This window comes from Xanthomonas sp. WHRI 8393 (assembly GCF_040203315.1).
Classification (GTDB): Bacteria; Pseudomonadota; Gammaproteobacteria; order Xanthomonadales; family Xanthomonadaceae; genus Xanthomonas; species Xanthomonas arboricola.
Genome location: NZ_JBEGGL010000003.1, coordinates 167843 through 186020, shown reverse-complemented (window position 1 = coordinate 186020; position 18178 = coordinate 167843). Strand labels below are relative to the sequence as shown.

General features: G+C 67.7%; 11 protein-coding genes, 3 pseudogenes and 1 riboswitch. Of the genes and pseudogenes, 7 read left to right on the top strand and 7 right to left on the bottom strand.

Features of this window, described 5'->3' with window-relative positions:
- The first annotated feature begins 118 nt into the window (after positions 1-118).
- The 7 genes from ABQ137_RS11280 (at position 119) to ABQ137_RS11250 (ending at position 10499) form a co-directional block, all read left to right on the top strand.
- Positions 119-880 carry an HpcH/HpaI aldolase family protein gene (locus tag ABQ137_RS11280; RefSeq protein WP_154832478.1) on the top strand — a complete coding sequence of 254 codons (762 nt, stop codon included), beginning with the start codon at positions 119-121 and terminating at the stop codon, positions 878-880.
- The gene (locus ABQ137_RS11275) at positions 881-3013 is read left to right on the top strand and encodes a TonB-dependent receptor family protein (protein WP_349782505.1); all 2133 of its coding nucleotides are present in this window, start codon (positions 881-883) and stop codon (positions 3011-3013) included.
- Between the two features lie 234 nt (positions 3014-3247).
- Positions 3248-4474: a siderophore biosynthesis protein PvsA gene (locus ABQ137_RS11270; RefSeq protein WP_349782503.1), complete on the top strand. Its 1227-nt coding sequence runs from the start codon at positions 3248-3250 to the stop codon at positions 4472-4474.
- Entirely contained in the window at positions 4471-6273 is a 1803-nt protein-coding gene (locus ABQ137_RS11265) for an IucA/IucC family protein (protein WP_349782501.1), read from the top strand. The genes ABQ137_RS11270 and ABQ137_RS11265 overlap by 4 nt, the downstream gene beginning before the upstream one ends.
- Positions 6270-7466 (top strand): MFS transporter, encoded by a 1197-nt coding sequence (locus ABQ137_RS11260; protein WP_349782499.1) that lies wholly within the window; start codon positions 6270-6272, stop codon positions 7464-7466. Before ABQ137_RS11265 ends, ABQ137_RS11260 begins: the two co-directional genes overlap by 4 nt.
- The gene (locus ABQ137_RS11255) at positions 7444-9213 is read left to right on the top strand and encodes an IucA/IucC family protein (protein ID WP_349782497.1); all 1770 of its coding nucleotides are present in this window, start codon (positions 7444-7446) and stop codon (positions 9211-9213) included. Before ABQ137_RS11260 ends, ABQ137_RS11255 begins: the two co-directional genes overlap by 23 nt.
- Positions 9210-10499: a type III PLP-dependent enzyme gene (locus ABQ137_RS11250; RefSeq protein ID WP_349782495.1), complete on the top strand. Its 1290-nt coding sequence runs from the start codon at positions 9210-9212 to the stop codon at positions 10497-10499. The genes ABQ137_RS11255 and ABQ137_RS11250 overlap by 4 nt, the downstream gene beginning before the upstream one ends.
- Here the strand turns inward: ABQ137_RS11250 and ABQ137_RS11245 are convergent.
- The 7 genes and pseudogenes from ABQ137_RS11245 to ABQ137_RS11215 form a co-directional block, all read right to left on the bottom strand.
- Entirely contained in the window at positions 10403-11314 is a 912-nt protein-coding gene (locus ABQ137_RS11245) for an AraC family transcriptional regulator (protein ID WP_349782493.1), read from the bottom strand. The genes ABQ137_RS11250 and ABQ137_RS11245 overlap by 97 nt on opposite strands.
- Positions 11315-11390: 76 nt before the next feature.
- A pseudogene (locus ABQ137_RS11240) lies at positions 11391-11592 on the bottom strand (histidine phosphatase family protein); the annotation flags it as partial.
- Positions 11589-12635 (bottom strand): nicotinate-nucleotide--dimethylbenzimidazole phosphoribosyltransferase, encoded by a 1047-nt coding sequence (gene cobT / locus ABQ137_RS11235; protein WP_024940845.1) that lies wholly within the window; start codon positions 12633-12635, stop codon positions 11589-11591. The gene cobT and the pseudogene ABQ137_RS11240, both read right to left, overlap by 4 nt.
- A pseudogene (locus ABQ137_RS11230) lies at positions 12632-12786 on the bottom strand (bifunctional adenosylcobinamide kinase/adenosylcobinamide-phosphate guanylyltransferase); the annotation flags it as partial. The gene cobT and the pseudogene ABQ137_RS11230, both read right to left, overlap by 4 nt.
- A 44-nt stretch (positions 12787-12830) precedes the next feature.
- On the bottom strand, positions 12831-14708 hold the full coding sequence (gene btuB / locus ABQ137_RS11225) for a TonB-dependent vitamin B12 receptor (RefSeq protein WP_184608744.1): 1878 nt from the start codon (positions 14706-14708) through the stop codon (positions 12831-12833).
- Between the two features lie 116 nt (positions 14709-14824).
- Positions 14825-15047, bottom strand: a riboswitch (cobalamin riboswitch).
- 752 nt (positions 15048-15799) lie between these two features.
- Positions 15800-17085: pseudogene (locus tag ABQ137_RS11220) on the bottom strand (O-acetylhomoserine aminocarboxypropyltransferase/cysteine synthase family protein).
- 143 nt (positions 17086-17228) lie between these two features.
- The gene (locus ABQ137_RS11215; RefSeq protein ID WP_184608740.1) at positions 17229-18140 is read right to left on the bottom strand and encodes a DUF6624 domain-containing protein; all 912 of its coding nucleotides are present in this window, start codon (positions 18138-18140) and stop codon (positions 17229-17231) included.
- Positions 18141-18178 lie beyond the last annotated feature (38 nt).

Here is an 18178-nt window from a genome sequence, read left to right as displayed (position 1 = left end):
TTGCAGCCGTGCATTGATCGAACTGCGACCAGGGCACCGAAAAATGCCCACCAAATCCACTTGATAATCATTCCCATCCGGAGCAGGATGAGCGCCCGTTTCCTTGGCGGCCTCATCCATGACGTTTGCGGTTGGCGTTCTCAACGCAGTGCCAAGCGTGCAGTTGTGCGAGCTGCTGGGCCGCATCGGCTACGGCTTTGTGGTGCTCGACCTGGAACATGTGCTGCGCGCGCCGGACGAACTGGAACACGCCATCCGCGCCTGCGAGCTGTCCGGCTGCGAGGCCTGGGTGCGCGTGCCGGAGGTGGACGAAAAACTGATCGGCCGCGTGCTGGATGCCGGCGCGCGCGGGATCGTGATTCCACGCGCCGAATCGGCCGCGCAACTGGCCGATGCCATCGCCGCGGCACGGTTTCCGCCACTGGGCCGGCGCGGCATCACCGGCGGGCGCGTCACCGGTTTCGGCAATGTCGACCTGCCCACGTATATCGCGCAGGCCAATCGCAATATCCGCATCGTGCCGATGATCGAAAGTGCCGCCGGCATTGCGGCAGTGCCCGAGCTGCTGGCGCTGCCCGGCGTGGCGCTGGTGATGGAAGGCGCGCTGGATCTTGCGCTGGATCTGGGCCTGGGCCCACAACCGACCCATCCACAGGTGTGGGAACTGCTACTGCAACTGCATGCGCACTGCGTTTCGGCCGACGTGCCGTTCTGCCCCAATCCGCGCACCGACGCGCAACGCGCGCACTGGCTGCAACAGCCGGACCTGCGCTGGATGCTGGCCGGCGAAGACCGCGCGCTGATTCAACGCGCACTGCGCGGCCACCTGGCCAGCTTCGCCGCACCCATTCCACCACCCGCCTGCAGGAGCACGCCGTAGATGTCGACGTTCCGTTTCCACGCCCTGACCATCGCCATCGCTGCGGCCACCTGGGCCCTGCCGCCGTTGGCGTTCGCCACCGAGTCACCGGATGCGGTAGCCACCGATGCGCAGACGCCGATCCGTGCGCTGGACACGATCCAGGTGCAAGGCAGCCTGCTCGGGCGTTCCAGGCCCGACGACGTGCAGCGCTATGCCGGCAGCCGCCAGGTGATCGACCGCGAGCAACTGCGCAATGGCGGCAACCGCTCGCTGGACGATGCCCTGCAGCGCGTGCCAGGCATCAAGATCTTCGACGAGACCGGCACCGGCGCGTTGCCGCAGCTGATGCTGCGCGGCCTGTACGAAAGCCGCAGCGGCCGCGTGCAGGTGCTGGAAGACGGCATTCCGCTGGCACTGGCGCCGTACGGGCAGACCAGCCTGTCGTTGTTTCCGGTGGGGCTGAACCAGATCGACCGCATCGACATCGTGCGCGGTGGCGCGGCCGTGCAGTACGGGCCAAACAATGTCGGCGGGGTGATCAATCTGGTCAGCAAGGAGATCCCCAGCGAGTGGAGTACCACGCTGGCGCACAAGGTCACCGCCGGCGGCCAGGGCCAGTTCCTGCAGGACAGCGCGCTCAGCAGCGGCGGCTACCTCACCGACAACCTCGGCCTGCAGGTCGATGCCAATCGCACTTACGGCGAGTACTGGCGCGCGCACAGCGATACCGACATCAGCAATCTGCGCGTGCGTGCGGAGTGGTGGCTGGACGACACCAAGTTGATCAAGGCCAGCGTGCAGCGCTATCTGGTCGACATGGATCTGGCCGGCGCGCTCAGCCCCGACGATTACCGGCGCGACCCGCGCCAGTCCACCCGCCCGCTGGACAGCTTCAATGGGCGTACCACGCGTGCGTCGTTGAGCTACGAGCAGTTGTTCGGAGACTGGGGCCCGCTGAAAGACGTCCGGTTGTCCTGGACCAACTTCAGCGCGCGCAGCAGCCGCAACTTCATCGTCGGCATGCGCCAGGCCGCCACCGAAACCTGGCGTTCGGACCTGCCGCCGCAACTGCGCCAGACCGCACCGCGCGACTTCCGCGTGGTCGGCAGCGAGCCGCGGCTGAGCTGGAGCATGGGCGATGCCGGTGGCGTGCGTCAGCAGTGGACCGCCGGTGTGCGCGCGGTGCACGAGGACATCGACTTTTTGGTCGGCAATCTGCGCCTGCGCGATGGCCTGTTCACCAGCGTGCGTGACTGGCAGTTCGAAGACCGCGCCCTGGCCGCCTACGTCAGCAATGCGATCACCCTGCCCGACGAACGCCTGACCATCACCCCGGGCCTGCGCTACGAGCGGCTGGATTCGCGCTATTTCAATCGCGCCACCGGCCTGCGCACGCGCAACCAGACCCGCGATGTATTGCCGGGGTTGACGGTGGGTTTCCAGGCCAACGCAGAATGGTTCTTCTACGCGGACGGGCAGCGCTCGCTGCGTGCGCCGCAGGTCACCCAGATCATCTTCGGCAACAACCTGGATGCCGAACTGGCATGGAATTACGAAGCCGGCACGCGCTACCAGCCCAACGACCGCACCCGCATCCAGCTCGGTGCCTATCTGATCGATTTCGATCAGCAGATCCAGCTGGACAACACCACGCGCGTGTTCCGCAACCTCGGCAAGACCCGCCATCAAGGCGGCGAGCTGGAACTGCAATGGAGCCCGGAAAACCTGCGCGCGCTCACCCTCAACGCCGGTTATGCGTATCTGGATGCCAGCCAGGAATCGGGTGCATTCCGCGGGCTGCGCGTGCCCTACACCTCGCGCAACCAGATCACCCTGGGCGGCAACTACACGCTCGGTCACACCACTGTCGCACTGTCGAGCTACTACTTCAGCAAGGCCTACAGCGATGCGGCAAACACCGTGCAGGAGAACGCGATCGCCTCGGTCGGCGAGTTGCCGTCGTACTGGGTATGGAACACGCAGGTGAGCCATACGCTGTTCGAACGCGATGGACAAAAATTCAGCGCGTCGCTGGCGATCAACAACCTGTTCGATCGGCAGTACTGGTTCCGCGGTGTGGATACCAGCCCGTGGGGCCGCCAGGCCGCACCGTCGCGCACCGTCACCGCCGGGCTGGAGTACACGTTTTAGGCCTCCCACCCGGCACATGCCGTAGCAACCGACGTACAGGGGCGTCGGTCGGCTGACGGCAACGGCGCTCGCGCTGGCGGGCGCCGCAGACAACACGGCGTGCATGACGCACGTCTCCCTGCCGCAGCATGCGGCATGCGATCACCGTATCGCAGGCCACCCAACGCCCCTGCGGCTCCAGGCAGCCCGTTTCAGTACCGGTTTTTTCCACCGTCCTGTTGAACGAGAGCTGCCATGACTGCGACATCCGCTGCACCGTTGGTGATCCTCACCCATGTCTGCCATCCGGCCATCACCGAAGGGTTTCTTCCGGCCGCGCATGCGCTCGGCCTGCCGGTGTGGCTGCTGACCGACCACCGACTCGATCACCTCAGCCATTTCCGCGAGCATCCGGCGCATGCGCCGCAACGGGTGATCGAATGCGATGTGTTCAATCCGCTCGGCGTGCTGGATGTACTGCACGACGCCGATGTATCGCCGCGCGCGGTGTTCAGCAACAGCGATCATCTGCAGACCAGCACCGCGCTGGTCGCAGCGGGTCTCGGCCTGCCCGGCAAGGACTGGCAGGTCTGCTACGCGGCCAAGAACAAGGCGGCGATGCGTCAGCGCCTGCGTGCGCGTGAACTGCCATCGCCGTGGTTCTGCACGCTGGCGCCGGGTGCTGCATTGCCGGCCGACATTCCGTGGCCGGTGGTGGCCAAACCGCGCGAGGGCGTGGCCAGTCTGGACGTGCGCCACTGTGCAGATACCGCGCAGTTGCAGGCCTATCTGGACGATGTGTGGCAGCGCCATCCGCAGCGCACCGTGCTGCTGGAAGGCATGCTGGAAGGGGCGCTGTTCACGCTGGAAACGCTGGGCGACGGCCAAACGCTGCAGGCGCTGGGCGGCTTCAAGGTGCGCTTGTCGCCACCGCCGCACTTCGTGGAATGCGAGGCGCAGTGGGATGCCCGCGTGGACACGCCGGTAATTGCGCAGGCGCTGCAACAGCTGCGCAGCTTCGGGGTCGGCTTCGGGCTATGCCATAGCGAATTCATCCTCACCAGCGACGGCCCGGTGCTGGTGGAGATCAACTACCGCAGCATCGGCGACCGCCGCGAGTTCCTGCTCGACGAGATGTTCGGCAGGCAATGGTTCACCGCCGCGCTGGCACCGCATCTGGGCCTGCCGCTGCCGCAGCTGCGCTGCGATCGTGCCCATGCCTTGCTGCGTTACTACGTCGCCGAGCAGGACGGCGAGCTGGTGACCGCCAGCGAAGATCGCCGCCACCACGATGCGCACAGCGATGTGCAGTACCGGCGCATGCGCGCGCCCGGTGAACGCATCCGCCTGAGCCATTCCAACAAGGATTACCTGGGTGTGCTGAGCGCGGTGGCCAGCGATGCACAGGCGCTGCAACAGGCGGTGGTGCATGCCGAAGCGGGGCTGCAGTGGCGGATCGATGGCGCGGAGCTGCGCGCATGAGCAGTGCCGCCGACCAACGCTATATCGCCACCCGCATCATCGATGCCTGCCTGCGCGAGGACCTGCGCGGCATCGCCACCCGCGGCAGCGCCGCAATACCCGAGGCAGGCGTGCTGGCGGCATGGACCGACCCCAGCCCGGTGGAGGGCTGGTGGCGCATCGCGCATCTGCCCGACGGCACGCTGTGGTTGCCGATCCATCGGCAGGGCTATCTGCAGGACATCAGCGCCTGCGGCGACAGCTGGATCGTGCAGGGCGCCGATGGCGCGCATGTCGAACGCGGTGCGCAGGCCTGGCTGCAACGCATGAGCGCGCAGCTGGACAGCGAGACGCAACAGCTGCATCGCGCCTACGCCGAAGAAGCCGAGTGCGCTGCCGCCCACCTGGGCCTGGCGCGCCAGGCCTACGACGCGCAGGCACCTGCGCTGCTCAACGCCTTGCAGCATGCAGATGCGGCCGAGCGTGCATACCGCTGCGATCAACTGGCCAGCTACCGCGATCATCCGTTCTATCCCACCGCACGTGCCAAGGTCGGGCTGGATGCCTCGGAACTGCGCGATTACGCACCGGAATTCGCCCCCACCTTCGCGCTGCGCTGGCTGGCGGTTCCGCGTGCGCAGGTCAGCTGCACCACCGCCACGCCGGCCGAGTTGTGGCCGGACTTCGCCACGCTGGGCCTGCCGCCTGCGCTGGCCGACACGCATGTCGCCTGGCCGGTGCATCCGCTGGTGTGGGCGCGGCTGGAGCAGGACGGGTTTGCACTGCCGCCAGGCACACTGCGCGCGCCGCAGGCCTGGCTGGAGGTGCGCCCCACCCTGTCGGTCCGCACGCTGGTGCCGCTGCAGCATCCGCAGCTGCATCTCAAGCTGCCGATTCCGATGCGCACGCTGGGCGCGCTCAATCTGCGCCTGATCAAGCCCTCCACGCTGTACGACGGCCACTGGCTGGAGCGCGCACTGCGGCGCATCGATGCGCTGGATCCGGCCCTGCGCGGCCGCTGCGTGTTCGTGGACGAATCGCATGGCGGGCATGTGGGACAGACCCGTCATCTGGCCTATCTGCTGCGGCGTTACCCACCGCTGGACGCCACCACGCTGGTGCCGGTGGCCGCGCTGTGCGCGCGGTTGCCCGATGGCCGGCCGATGGCGATCCATCTGGCCGAGCGCTTTGCGCAGGGCGATGTGCTCGGCTGGTGGCGCGCGTACACCGAGCTGATGCTGGCGGTGCATCTGCGCCTGTGGCTGCGCTACGGCATCGCGCTGGAAGCCAATCAGCAGAACAGCGTGCTGGTCTACGCCGATGGCCAGGCGACGCGGCTGCTGATGAAGGACAACGACGCCGCGCGTATCGCGATGCCGCAGTTGCGCGCGCAGCTGCCGGATCTGGACGCGTTGGGCCCGCTGCACGATGCGCGCATCGCGGTGGACCAGCCGCAGGCCCTGGCGCAGATGTTCTGCACCATCGTGCTGCAGCTGGATCTGCAGGCAGTGCTGGAAGGCCTGGTCGAATGGCAGCCGGCGCTGCGCGCACCGCTGTACACGCAGTTGCAGACGCAGTTCGCCTCGACGCTGGCGCAGCTGGACGTCGATGGCATCGATACCGCTCCCGCGCGTCGCCTGCTGGCCGCACCGCGGCTGCCGGTGAAGTACCTGCTCAGCGCCGGCAGCCTGCTCAGCAAGCAACTCACCGGTGCGAGCGACATCAACAAGTTCTACGGCGATAGCGCGCCCAATCCCTTCGGCGACGCCTTCGCCGGCGCGCAGCAGAGGCCGCGTCGGCAGGCGGGTGCCCAGCGATGAAGCGCATCCTGGGCCCGGTGCTGGCCGCGCATTACCTTGCCGCCTTCACCGCACTGGGCATGCCGCTGTTTCTGCCGCAGGTGCTGGCCGAACTGGCGCCCTCGGCGGCGGTTGGCTGGAGCGGCGTGCTGTACGTGTTGCCGACGCTGTGTACCGCGTTGACGGCCGGCACCTGGGGGCGTCTGGCCGACCGCTATGGACGCAAGCGCTCGTTATTGCGTGCGCAACTGGGGCTGGCGCTGGGCTTTGCGATCGCCGGCTTCGCGCCGTCACTGAGCTGGCTGGTGATCGGCCTGATCGTGCAAGGCACCTGCGGCGGCTCGCTGGCGGCGGCCAATGCGTACCTGGCCAGCCAGCCGCAAGCCGGCCCGCTGGCACGTGCGCTCGACTGGACGCAGTATTCGGCGCGCCTGGCGATGGTCAGCGCGCCTGCGTTGCTGGGCCTGGCCGTGGCGCTTGGCCCGGCGCAGTCGCTGTATCGCGCGCTTGCACTGCTGCCGCTGCTGGCGTTCGCGCTGACCTGGCGTCTGCCCGCCGACCGGCCTGCGCCGCGGCTGACCGCGTCCACTGCGCAGTCCGCGCCCTCCGGGCATGCGGCTGCGTCGGCGCCATCGGCGTCAGCACCGGCCAGCGCACTATGGCCTGCGTTGCTGATCGCGCAGTTCCTGTTCTGCTTCGCGATGGTGGTGACCTTCCCCTACTTCATCCCGTATGCGCTGGCGCGCGGCGCCGGCCACGACGCGCTGGCCGGCCTGCTCTACAGCCTGCCGCACCTGGTCTATCTGGTGGTGTTGCCGTGGTGGCGGCGCGGCGATGGCGAAGCCTGGCTGGTGCCCGGCCTGGCGCTGTTCGCGCTGGCCTGCCTGTGGCAGGCGCTGCTGCACGACGCCGCCGCATTGGCAGCGGCACGGCTGCTGTTCGGGTTCGGCATGTTGTTCGGCCTGCGTGGGCTCAACCGCAGCCTGGCGCTGGTCGCCAGCGGGCATGGCGCCGGGCGCCTGTTCGGCCGCTTCGATGCCTGCGGCAAATGGGCCGGCGTGTTCGCCGGTGCCGCTGCCGGCGCGCTGGCCCAGGCGGCTGGCCCTGCCACCCCCTTCCTGGCTGCCGCGCTGGCTGCGGCGGCCGCTGCGCTCACCGTTCTGGTGCGCTTCCCTTCGAGGAGATCCGCCGATGTCGCCGCACACGATGCATGACCCCTGGTACGACAGCATGGCCGACGCGCAGGCCTGCAGTTGCTGGTTGAACTGCTACCTGCGCGAGTTCGCAATTCCGCAACGCACAGTGGACTTCGATTACCGCGGGCTGGATCGCCCCGGCCCGCGCGTGGCCGAGCAGCGCTGGCTGCGGATCGCGCTGGGCGATACCGGCACGCTGTGCGTGCGCATTGCCTATGCCGATCGCCTGGGCCGCTGCCGCTTTGCCTCCACGCCGTTTCTCAAGGGCGCCGGCCAACCGTGGCAGAGCCTGGACGCGCATGCCTTGGTGCGTTGCCTGCTGCAGGCGCTGGGCAGCACGCAGGCGGTCAACCCGGAACTGCTCGCGCAAAGCGCCAACAGCGTGGCGATCACTGCCGCACTGCTGCGCCAGGCACAGGGCACCGCCGCGACCGGCGAGGCGATGATCGACGCCGAACAATCGATGCTGTGGGGGCATGCCTTGCATCCCACGCCCAAGAGCCGCGAAGGCGTCGATCTGGCGCAGGTACTGGCCTGCGCGCCGGAAGCGCGCGCCGCGTTCCAGCTGTTCTGGTTTCGCATCGACCCACGGCTGCTGCGCATGCAGGGCCGCGATGTGCGTGCCAGCCTGCGGCAGCTGTCCGGCAGCGACGCGCTGTATCCCTGTCATCCGTGGGAAACGCAGCGCCTGCTCGACGACCCGCTGCTGCGCACCCTGCAGGCGCGCGGGCTGATCGAGCCCGTCGGCATGCTGGGCGAGGCACTGCGGCCCACCTCGTCGGTGCGCACGCTGTATCACCCGGAACTGGATTATTTCCTCAAATGCTCGGTGCATGTGCGGTTGACCAACTGCGTGCGCAAGAACGCCTGGTACGAGCTGGAAAGTGCGGTCGCGCTTACCGAGCTGCTGGCACCGAGCTGGCGTGCGCTGGCCGTGCAGGTGCCGGGCTTCGATGTGATGCTGGAGCCTGCGGCCACCTCGCTGGAGGTCGCCCAGGTCGATCCCGCCTTGCACGACGCCGACCCGCTGGCGGCGCGTGGCCTGTCGGAGAGCTTCGGCATCCTGTACCGGCAGACCCTGCCCGCCGCGCAACGCGCGCGTTGGCAACCGCAGGTGGCCGCCGCGTTGTTCACCTGCGATGCGCAGGGCAACAGCGTGTGTGCGTCCAGGCTGCAGGCACTGGGCGGCGCGCAGATGGATCGCCACACCGCCACGCTGCTGTGGTTCCGCGCCTATGCCGGCTTGCTGCTGGACGGGGTGTGGAGTGCCCTGTTCCAGCACGGCATCGCGCTGGAACCGCACTTGCAGAACACCGTGATCGGGTTTGCCGATGGCTGGCCGACGCGGGTATGGATCCGCGACCTGGAAGGCACCAAGCTGCTCGCACATCACTGGCCCGCCACGCGCTTGCAGGGCGTGGGCGAACGCGCCCGGCAATCGCTGTACTACACGCCGGAACAGGGCTGGAATCGCGTGGCGTATTGCGCGCTGGTCAACAACCTGGCCGAGGCGATCTTCCATCTGACCGAAGGCGATGCCGTGCTGGAGGCGCGCCTGTGGCAATGCGTGGGCGAGCTCGCCGCACGCTGGCAACAGCGCCATGGCACGCAAGCCGCGCTGCAGGGCCTGCTCGACGGCGCGCCGCTGCCTGGCAAGAACAACCTGGGCACGCGGCTGTGGCAACGCGCCGATCGCCAATCCGATTACACCGCGCTGCCCAATCCGATGCCACGCATCGCAGCGGCACGGCGGGTGGCGGCATGAGCCTGCGCATCGATATGGACGCAGTGATGCAGGCATTGCCGGGCATCCGCGGCCAAAGCGATGGCCCGCTGTGCGCCTACGTCTACGACCTGGCCGCCCTGGATGCGCACGCGGCCTGGATGCGCGCGCAACTGCCGGCCGACTGCGAGCTGTTCTACGCGGCAAAAGCCAATGCGGAGCCGCCGATCCTGCACACGCTCGCCCCGCACGTGGATGGCTTCGAGGCGGCCTCCGGCGGCGAACTGGCCTGGCTGCATCGGCAACAACCCCAGGCCGCGTTGTTGTTCGGCGGCCCTGGCAAGCTCGATGGCGAACTGGCCCAGGCCGTCGCGCTGCCCGACTGCACCGTGCATGTGGAAAGCCTGGGCGAACTGGAACGCCTGGCCGCGATCGCGGCGCAGGTCGGCCGCTGCGTGCCGGTGTTCCTGCGCATGAACATCGCCGTGCCCGGCGCGCAGAGCACGCGCCTGATGATGGGCGGGCAGCCCTCACCGTTCGGCCTGGACCCGGACGATCTGGACGCGGCGGTCCAGCGGCTGCGGGCCAGCCCTTCGCTGCGGCTGGAAGGCTTCCATTTCCATCTGATGTCGCACCAGCGCGATGCCGGCGCGCAGTTGCATCTGATCGCCGCCTACCTGCGCACCGTGCAGCAGTGGCGGCAGAGCTACGGACTCGGCCCGTTGCGGGTGAATGCAGGCGGCGGCTTCGGTGTGGATTATCTGGCGCCGGAATCGTCGTTCGACTGGGCCGGCTTCTGCGCCGGGCTGCCCGCGCTGTTGCACGAACACGGCAGCGCACTGCGCCTGCGCCTGGAGCCGGGCCGCTACGTCAGCGCCAGCTGCGGCTGGTATCTGATGGACGTGCTGGACCTCAAGCGCAGCCACGGCGCGTGGTTTGCGATCGCCCGCGGCGGCACCCATCACTTCCGCACCCCGGCCGCGCAAGGCCACGATCATCCGTTCCGCGTATTGCGTGGCAGGCACGCGCCGGTGCTGCGCGACACCCCGGTCACCCTGGTCGGGCAACTGTGCACGCCCAAGGACGTGCTGGCGCGCAACCAACCTGTCGCAGCGCTGGCGCCAGGCGACTGCCTGGCCTTCCCGCTGGCCGGCGCGTATGCGTGGAATATCTCGCACCAGCAGTTCCTGATGCATCCGCCGCCGCAGATGGTGTTCCTGCCGGTTGCGGCTCAGGCGGCGGCATCGGCGTGCGTCGCGGGCCGGACCGGCACGCGAATGTCTGCACGCAGCTCTGCCTCTGCCACCGCTTCGGGGTCGTCCAGGTAGAGATAATGCAGCGGCGCATCGCGCAGCACGTAGCCGCTGTCGGGCAGCCATTGCGCGAGCACGCGATCGAGCGCGTCTTCGATACCTGCATAAGAGCCCACATGGCGCAGCACCGCGTGCGCGCCGCCGTCGAGCTGGCGCAGTTGCAGCGGCGCCGGCGGCGACAGTGCGGCGTCGAAGACCATGCCGCATTCGAATAGATGCCGATGTGCCGGCACATCGCGGTGGTCGTGGAGTGGCAGGCCGATCAAGGTCTGCAAGTGTTCGATTGCACCGGCGCGCTCGGCCCAGGCCGCGATGCGGCCGAAGCCACGGTCCAGATCGTCGAAGGCGCCGCGCTGGCGCAGCACCACCACTTCCAGCGGATCGAGCATTTGCACCAGCACCTGCAAGGGTGCGCCGGATATCTGCGCCGGCAGCGAGGGCATGGCCAGCTGTTGCAGTTTCTGTGCGCGCACAGCGGGCGCGTTGCGCAAGCTGCTCGGGCTGGCCTGCAACAGGCTGCGGAACGCGCGTGCCAGCGCCTGCGGGGTCTGATAACCCACCGCCAGCGCCACCTCGGTCACCGTGCTCGTCGGCTCGCCCAGCAGATGCAGCGCATAACTCAGACGCAGCCGCGCGATGGTCTGCCCCAGGGTTTCGCCGGCCAACGCGCGATAGACCCGATGGAAATGATGCGGCGACTGCTGCGCCACGGCCGCCAATGCGGCCAGGTCCGGCAGCGGTTCGCCGACGCGGATGCTGGCCTGCAGATGGGCGACGACGCGCTCGACGCTGCGCTGGCGATTGAAGACGACCGAAGCGGCTGCTGGCATGGGGCGACTCCTGTTGGACAGCCCCAGCATCGCGCAGATCGGCTGGGCCTGCGGTCCCGATCTTGCGCAGTGTCGCTGGCGCGTCCGGCTGCATACAACCCGGTGGCGAACCAGGCGCAGGTGTTACAGCGTCGAGGCCACCACCGCGTCCCATGCGCCATCGGCGGTGGCCGCGCGCAGTTGCTGCCAGCCAGTTAAGCGAGCGGGTCGTCGAGCTGACCGCGGTCGCTGCGCTGGCCGGTGTCGCCGTGCCACAGCAGGCTGATCTGCACACTCATGCGTCGGACACGCCGGCTTCGGCAAAGGTGGCCATGCCGTTGTGCAAGGCGCAGGCGTGACGCAGCAGCGGAATCGCCACCGCTGCGCCGCTGGCCTCGCCCAGACGCAGGTCCAGCTGCAGCAAGGGTTCGGCATCGAGCGCGCGCAGCAAGGCGGCGTGGCCGCGCTCCTGCGAGCGATGGCCGAACAACAGCCATTCGCGCACGCCGCCATTGAGATGGGTGGCGACCAGCGCCGCGGCGGTGCTGATGAAGCCATCCACCAGCACCGGAATCCCGGCCTGCGCAGCGGCGATGTAGGCACCGACCAGGGCGGCGATCTCGAAACCGCCCAGCCGGCGCAACCGCTCCAGCGGCGTCGCAGCATCGGCATGCAGGGCCAGCGCACGGGTGATTACGGTGGCCTTGTGGGCGATGCCCTCGGCATCCAGCCCGGTGCCGGCGCCGGCCATCGCCTGCGGAAACTGCGACAGCAGCGCGCAGCCCAACGCCGCGGCCGAGGTGGTGTTGCCGATGCCCATTTCGCCGCCGACAAACAGCTGCGTGTCGCAACTCTTTGCCTGGGCGACGCTTTCGGCGCCCGCGGCCAACGCGTCGCGCAGCTGGGTGGAACTCATCGCCGGCTGCTCGCAGATGTTGGCACTGGCCGGGGCGATCCAGGCACGCCGCACCCGCGGCAACTCGCCCGGGTCGTTGACCACGCCGAGATTGACCACTTCCAGGCGCGCACCGAGCTCGCGCGCCAGCACCGCAATGGCGGCGCCACCGCGGGCGAAATTGCGCACCATCTCGCCGGTGACCGCCTGCGGAAACGCAGACACGCCCTCGGCGGCGACGCCATGGTCGGCGGCATACACCGCGATCCAGACCCGCTGCACGGTGGGGTGCTCATTGCGCTGCCAGGCCGCCAGCTGCACTGCCAGCTGTTCCAGCCGGCCCAGCGCGCCGTGCGGCTTGGTCAGTTGCTCCTGCCGCGCCAGCGCAGCCGCGCGCACGCGCGCGTCCGGCACCGCACAGGCACCATGGATCCAATCGCTCGTCACACCGCCTCTCCCGTCAGAACCATCGGCAAACCTGCCACCACCAGCACCACACGCTCGCACTGTAGCGCCAATGCCTTGTGCAGCCGGCCGGCCTGTCGACAAATCGAGGCGTGAGTTCGCTCAGCGGCACGACGCCCTGCCCCGCTTCGTTGCGCGCTCACCCCACAGTGCGCATGCCCGGCGCAACAGCCGCGCTTACTGCGCGGCCTGATAACGCAACGTCAGCAGATAATTGCGCCCGGGCTGCGCGTACCAGCGTGCGGTTTCGTACTGGCGATCGAACACGTTGTTGGCGGTGAGCGATACCTTCCAGTCCGCAGTCACGGCATAGCTCACGCGCAAATCCAGCAACCCGTAACCGGCCAGCTGCTCGGTGTTGGCCAGATCGTCGAAGCGCTTGCCGGACCCGAACAGGCTCGCGCCGACGCCGAATGCACCGAAGCTGCGGTCCGCATCGATGCGCCCGCTCTGCCGCGCGCGCCGCGGCAACCAGTTGCCGTTGTTGACCTCGCCATCGGCCTGCGGCTGCAGCCAGGTCAAGGCGCTGCGTACGGTCCAGCCGGCCAGCTCGGTGTCGTAGCCGGCTTCCACGCCGCGGATGCGCGCCTGATCGATATTGTTCGGCTGCCCGAACGGATGCGCCGCATCCACCAACGACGCGTCGTAGGCGATCAGATCGTCGATGCGGGTCTGGAACGCGCTCAGCGTCCAGGTGCCCCAGCCGTAGCTGCCACGCAGGCCGAGCTCGGCGCTCTTGGAGGTTTCCGGCCCCAGCAACGGATTGCCGAAATCGGGGTAATACAACTCGTTGAAGGTGGGTGCCTTGAACGCGGTGCCGTAGCTGGCGGTAAGGCGCAGATGCTCGGCAACATCCCAGCCCCACAGCAGGCTGCCGGTGGTCTTGCCGCCGAACTGGCTGTTGTCGTTGCGACGCAGGCTGGCCTGCAAGGACTGCGCACCGAAGCTCTGTTGCCACTGCGCGAATGCGGCGCGGTCGATGCGGCTGTCGGCATCGTAATTGTCGCTGCTGGCGATGGCGTCACGCTGCCAGTCGAAGCCGACCGTGAACAGGCCCGCGCCGGCAGCGATATCGGCCTGCAATGCGCCCTGCTTGCGGCGGGTGTCATAGGTGGACAGATACGCGCCGTCGTAATACGCATCGCTGAAGTCGGAACTGCTGCCGACGCTGGCAGTGAGCTTGACCGCATCGGTAGGCGCGTAACGCACACGGCCACCGACCGCCTGCTGCACGCCCTTTGACAGGTTGCCGCCGAAGGCCGAGCCGTCGTATTCGTTGCGGCTTTGCGCGCGCAAGGCATGCACGTCGGCGTCCCACTGGCGATTGAAGCGCCAGCCGCCCTGCATGCTCAGCGAATCGTTGCGGTAGCCATCGCGATCCGGGTCGTAGTCGCTGGAGCTGGTGTCCAGATACGCGTTGATGCCATCGGTTTCGTCATGCACCGCGTTGGCCGAATACCAGCCACCGCTTTCGCTCAGATCGCCTTCGCTGCGCCCGGCCAGGCCCGCGCTATAGCGGCGCGCATTGTCGCTTCCGGCCGCCGCGCTGAAGGTGGGTACGAAGCGGCCTTGCGGGCGCCGGGTAAAGATCTGGATCACCCCGCCCAGCGCCTCGGAACCGTACAGGCTGGAGAACGGACCACGCACGATCTCGATGCGCTCGATCTGCTCGATCGGCAGATCCTGCAACGCCGCCCCGCCCGAGGTGGCCGAGCCGATGCGCACACCATCGATCAGCACCACCACCTGATCGGACTCGGTGCCGCGCAGGAACAGCGAGGTCGGCTTGCCCGGGCCGCCGTTGTTGGCCAGCGCCACCCCGGCTTCGCCACGCAGCAGGTCCTGCAGCGAATTCACCTGGCGACGCTCGATCTGCGCGCGGTCGATCACGGTGACCGGCGCCAGCGTCTGGTCCTGGGTCTGCGCAGTACGCGAGGCGGTGACCACGACCTGGTCGAGATCGATGGCGGCCTCGGCATGGGCCAGGGTGGCCACGCACAGCGACAGCCCCGCGGCCAGCACCGCACGACGCGGCAAAACGGAAGAAACGGACATCGATTGCTGCTCCTGGAACCGCGCCTACCCGCGCGGGGGCAATGGGGACGGCAGGCAGCAACGGGCCAGCCGTCCAACGCGGCAGCGCCAGACGATCAAGGCCACGCCCACCGCGTGCCGGTTCAATCCCTCAGGCCGGTCTCCGGGCTCGCGAGTGGAAGCCTGCGCCTCCGATGCCGCGCCTTCCCATGCGACTGCACAGTGGCGTGTTGCGGCATCTGACCTCGCCCACCGTTGCGGGGGCAGCTCCGGCATTGCAGTTCGCCAAGGCGATCCGCGCACCGGATTCCCGTTTAAACCACCGGCAAACCGGCAGTCACCTCAGGGGCGCGCATGGTAGCAGGATTGGCCAGAGGCGCTTCCGAGGTCTGCGGCAGGCGGCCAGGCGCAACGCGTCTCCACGCACCGGGGGGACCAACCCCTTCTCCCACCGGGAGAAGGTGGCGCGCAGCGCCGGATGAGGGTACGGAGCGAAGCCTCATGCCATGGATGGAAGCAGCATGCCGGGACTACCGGCATGGCCGCATGCCTGCCACCGAGCGTCATCTCGCACATGCGAGTGGGCTTCGCCCCCGTACCCTCACCCCACCCCCCGCTCCGCGCCCCAGCCCGCGCTTGCGGCGCGGGCGCTCCCTGGCACGCGCGCCATGGCGCGCCAGCTGTGCCTCATCTCCCCGACGGGAGAGGGGCTTCGGGTAACTTCGTCATGACCGCGTTCAGCACTTTTCGAAGTCGCGGCAACAACGTGCCGAGGCGGCAGCGGGGCCGGGGATTGGCGGAGAGCGGCACAGGGATGTGCCGCGACGGCGAGTCAGACAGGATGTCTGCCGAGCCGAAGAGCCGATCCCCGGCCGCGCTGACGCCCTGACCGAAGCTAGTACCGACAGGCAGTGTGCTTCGCCGTACCCTTACACCTCACCCCTCACCCCTCACCGCTCACCCCAAGCCCCACTCCGCGCCACGGCCCGCCCTGCCAGCGCGGGGGGCACCAAGTCACGCGCCGGTGGCACGCAAGCTGCGCCTTGGCGCCACGTTGGAGGGAGGCCAGCTCGCTCTTCGCCTATTCCAACCCAGAAAGGGGCTCTAAAACTTCACGCCCTCTGCAGCGCCTGCTCCAGATCCGCAGCAGATCGTCGATGTGCTCGATGCCGACCGACAGCCGCACCGTGTCTTCGCTGACCCCGGCATGTTCCAGTTCGGCCGGGCCCAGCTGACGGTGCGTGGTCGATGCCGGATGCGTTGCCAGCGACTTCGCATCGCCGATGTTCACCAGCCGCGTGAACAACTGCAGCGCATCCAGAAAACGCGCGCCGGCCGCGCGCCCGCCGGGCAGGCCGAAGGTCAGCACGCCCGAGCCATGCCCGCCCAGATACTTCTGCGCCAACGCATGCTCCGGATGATCCGGCAGCGCGGCGTAATTGACCCAGGCAACCCGCGGGTGCTGTTGCAGATACGTCGCAATCGCCAGCGTGTTGGCATTGATGCGCTCCATTCGCAACGGCAGCGTTTCGATGCCTTGCAGGATCAGGAATGCGTTGAACGGCGACAGCGCCGCGCCGGTATTGCGCAGCGGCACCACGCGCGCACGGCCGATGTACGCCGCCTCGCCGAGCGCTTCGGTGTAGACCACGCCGTGATAGCTCACGTCCGGCTCGTTGAGCCGTGCAAACCGCTGTTTGTGCGCCGCCCACGGGAAGCGCCCGCTGTCCACGATCGCCCCGCCGATGCTGTTGCCATGGCCGCCCAGATACTTGGTCAGCGAGTGCACCACGATGTCGGCGCCGAAGTCGATCGGCCGCAGCAGCGACGGCGTGGCCACGGTGTTGTCCACGATCAGCGGCACGCCATGCGCATGCGCCACCGCGGCCACGGCCTCGATATCGGTGATGTTGCCGCGCGGATTGCCGATCGACTCCACGAACACCGCCTTGGTACGTTCATCGATCAAGCCGGCAAACGCCTGCGGATCGCGATAATCGGCAAAGCGCGTGCTGATGCCGAACTGCGGCAAGGTATGCGCGAACAGATTGTAGGTGCCGCCATACAACGCACTGGAGGAGACGATGTTGTCGCCGGCCTCGGCGATGGTCTGGATCGCATAGGTCACCGCAGCCTGCCCGGAGGCCAGCGCCAATGCACCGATGCCGCCTTCCAGCGCAGCCACGCGCTGCTCCAGCACGGCGTTGGTTGGGTTCATGATGCGGCTGTAGATATTGCCCTGCACCTTGAGGTCGAACAGGTCCGCGCCATGCTGGGTATCGTCGAAGGCGTAGGCGACGGTCTGGTAGATCGGCACCGCCACCGCCCGCGTGGTGGGATCGGGCTGGTAGCCGCCGTGCACGGCGATGGTTTCGGGCTTCCACTGCGGATCGGTCATGGCGCGGCTCGCTCGGACAGGACATTCGACAATACCCGGCTACCGGCCCGCACCTCATGCCAGCACGCCATGACGACATCGCCAGCGGTTAGTTCCGTTGACGCCCGGTTTGACTACGCGATTGCGTACCCAGTGCGCGACGATCAACGCACTGGCGTGTGATACGTCTCTTGCAGCATCCGCTTGTAATCGGCAATGGACGGCAACCCCACTGCGCGCCGCCGCGCATCGAGTCCCGCTTCGTCCTCGGTAGGTTGCAGCGACATGTGCCCGTCTGCTTCGGTCTCAAACTGCGTTCCGTAACGCTGCGGTTTGCCTTGTGCACGCAACACGCGATCAGTCAGCAACGCAACATGGTCTGCCGCTACATCTCTGCGGGAAAGCGCCGCTTCCAGCAACGGCAACATCTGCGCCTGAAACGTCGGATCTGCATCGGCATGCTGTACCAGTATCCACGCGGCCTCTGCGCCGTCCTCTCCAACCAGTTCATTGCCTGGCCAGCCTTGGCGTGCGACGACTTGCTTCAACCATGCGGTGTTATCGCGATCGACCGGTGCGATGCGTGCCCAATCTTCCGGCTTTCCGCCGGCAGCAATCGCGGCGCGACGGACCTGCTGGTCTTTTTCGACACGCGCCAGCAGTTCCTGTCGCAGCGCTTGATCCAAAAAAGCATTTTGCTGCGCACCAAGACGCTCTGCCTTCGCCAACAACGCTGGCCACGCCTCGGTCTTGCGTAGTCGATTGAGTCCGGGACGATCTTTACCACGCAGGTCTTCGACAGAGATACGACCGTGCGGAATCTCCGAATCGAGATAACGCAACGCTTCATCGGTGCGGCCAGCTGCCGCAAGACACTCCACCTGCAACAGCTGCGCATTTTGTGGAAACGGGATGGAAGCGCGTTGCAGCGAGCCTAAAATCTCCGCGCAGCGCGAATAGTCCTTTGCTTCATAGGCATCGACGGCAGCCACGAAATCCGGTGATTGGGCGGCGTGGCCCGCAACTGCCGAGCCTGTCCACATGACGATACCGATGATCAGATCAGCCATGCGCATCTGTGTTTCTTCCGTGGGTCTCTGGCCCGATAGTACCG

Bases quoted from the DNA above. Each gene is read 5' to 3' on its own strand.
- ABQ137_RS11280 (WP_154832478.1), top strand. From the start codon at position 119: ATGACGTTTGCGGTTGGCGTTCTCAACGCAGTGCCAAGCGTGCAGTTG.
- ABQ137_RS11275 (WP_349782505.1), top strand. From the start codon at position 881: ATGTCGACGTTCCGTTTCCACGCCCTGACCATCGCCATCGCTGCGGCC.
- ABQ137_RS11270 (WP_349782503.1), top strand. From the start codon at position 3,248: ATGACTGCGACATCCGCTGCACCGTTGGTGATCCTCACCCATGTCTGC.
- ABQ137_RS11265 (WP_349782501.1), top strand. From the start codon at position 4,471: ATGAGCAGTGCCGCCGACCAACGCTATATCGCCACCCGCATCATCGAT.
- ABQ137_RS11260 (WP_349782499.1), top strand. From the start codon at position 6,270: ATGAAGCGCATCCTGGGCCCGGTGCTGGCCGCGCATTACCTTGCCGCC.
- ABQ137_RS11255 (WP_349782497.1), top strand. From the start codon at position 7,444: ATGTCGCCGCACACGATGCATGACCCCTGGTACGACAGCATGGCCGAC.
- ABQ137_RS11250 (WP_349782495.1), top strand. From the start codon at position 9,210: ATGAGCCTGCGCATCGATATGGACGCAGTGATGCAGGCATTGCCGGGC.
- ABQ137_RS11245 (WP_349782493.1), bottom strand. From the start codon at position 11,314: ATGCCAGCAGCCGCTTCGGTCGTCTTCAATCGCCAGCGCAGCGTCGAG.
- btuB (WP_184608744.1), bottom strand. From the start codon at position 14,708: ATGTCCGTTTCTTCCGTTTTGCCGCGTCGTGCGGTGCTGGCCGCGGGG.
- ABQ137_RS11215 (WP_184608740.1), bottom strand. From the start codon at position 18,140: ATGCGCATGGCTGATCTGATCATCGGTATCGTCATGTGGACAGGCTCG.